The sequence below is a fragment of the Butyricimonas hominis genome (assembly GCF_014287455.1).
GTDB lineage: Bacteria > Bacteroidota > Bacteroidia > Bacteroidales > Marinifilaceae > Butyricimonas > Butyricimonas muris.
In genome coordinates, this window is record NZ_JACOOH010000036.1 from 1 (window position 1) to 1375 (window position 1375).

Here is a 1375-nt window from a genome sequence, read left to right on the forward strand (position 1 = left end):
TTATGGACATTTAGCTTTGCATCGAAAAATAATTACTTTTGAAAAGTGAAGCGAGCGGTGAACTATCTTATGGAGTAGTCCTTCAAGACTAATGAAAGAATTAGACCGCTCGTCTTCCTAAACCGAGAACCGAGCCATTTAGAATGTTAGGCCTTCATGCCTGTTAAATGTGTTAGCCAAGTTCTTACAAACTTTAATTGCAAAGCTATGAATTATTCTTGTTTTATCGGCATCGATTTAAGTAAAAAGACATTTGACGTGTCAATAATTTCCCCGGAACGGGAGGAATTGAATTATTTCCAGTTACCCAATACCGCGGCTGGCACACGCCGCCTCGTGAAACGAGTTCATGAACTATGTATACCGTTGTCAAAAATCTTGTTTTGCGCCGAGGACATGGGAGAACTCGCCATCGAGCTCTGCCTTGCCAGCCAGTCTGCCGGTTTCCCGCTGGCTCTGGCCTGCCCCCTGTCGATCAAGAAATCAGCGGGGATCTGCCGCGGCAAGAGTGACAGGATAGACGCTTACAAGATCGCCTGTCACGCCAGCCTGCACCACCGGAATTTACGGCTCTATTCCCTCCCGGAACCTGCCTTGACGCGCCTGAAGCTGTTTATCACCCTCCGGGAAGATCTTGTCAAGAGCAAGAAGAGGTTCTCCAGCGTTGACACGACGTTGATCGAGAGCGGGAAGATCGCCGACACGGGCGAGCACCGTCAGGTGACCAAGGAGCAACTGGACCTTCTCGACAGGCAAATCAAGCACGTGGAAAATTGCATGCTCGAGTGCCTGAAGGAATCGCCACTCTTGTACCGCAATTTCCGGTTACTCCGCTCCGTGAAGGGAATCGGGTTGTTGAACGCCTGCCTGTTGATCTGCCTAACGGGTAACTTTACCCGGTTCGAGAATCACCGGAAATTCGCTTGCTATTGCGGCGTGGCCCCCTTCGAGTTCTCCTCCGGTACTTCCATACGCGGGAAAAACCGGGTATCCAAACTGGGAAACAAGCAAATGAAAGTGTATCTTACCAGCGCGGCCCAGGCGGCCATCATGCATGACGACCAGATAAAAAAATACTACAAGAGGAAGCTCGAAGAGGGCAAGCACAAGGGAACCGTTATTAACGCCATCAGGGCCAAGCTGGTGGCCAGGTGCTTCGCCGTGATCAGGAGACAGCAGCCATTCATCGCCATGCTGGCATAGGTAACGAGCGAAGGAACTATTCTTTTTCTTTTCGAAAACCCCTCGAAAAACACCGGGGTATTTGAAAAGAAAAAGAATTGTTGTGCGCTGGAACAAAAAAGAGTCTCGATAAAAATACTAACCGAATGGAAATTTTTTATCGAATTTATTTGGAAATAACTTAGAATTCTTT

The 1375-nt window shown here is 48.4% G+C and carries 1 protein-coding gene; it reads left to right on the forward strand.

What is annotated here, in order from left to right:
• Positions 1 to 156: 156 nt before the first annotated feature.
• A complete protein-coding gene (locus tag H8S64_RS22025; RefSeq protein WP_186978718.1) occupies positions 157 to 1203 on the forward strand; it encodes an IS110 family RNA-guided transposase in 1047 nt (348 codons plus the stop codon).
• Positions 1204 to 1375 lie beyond the last annotated feature (172 nt).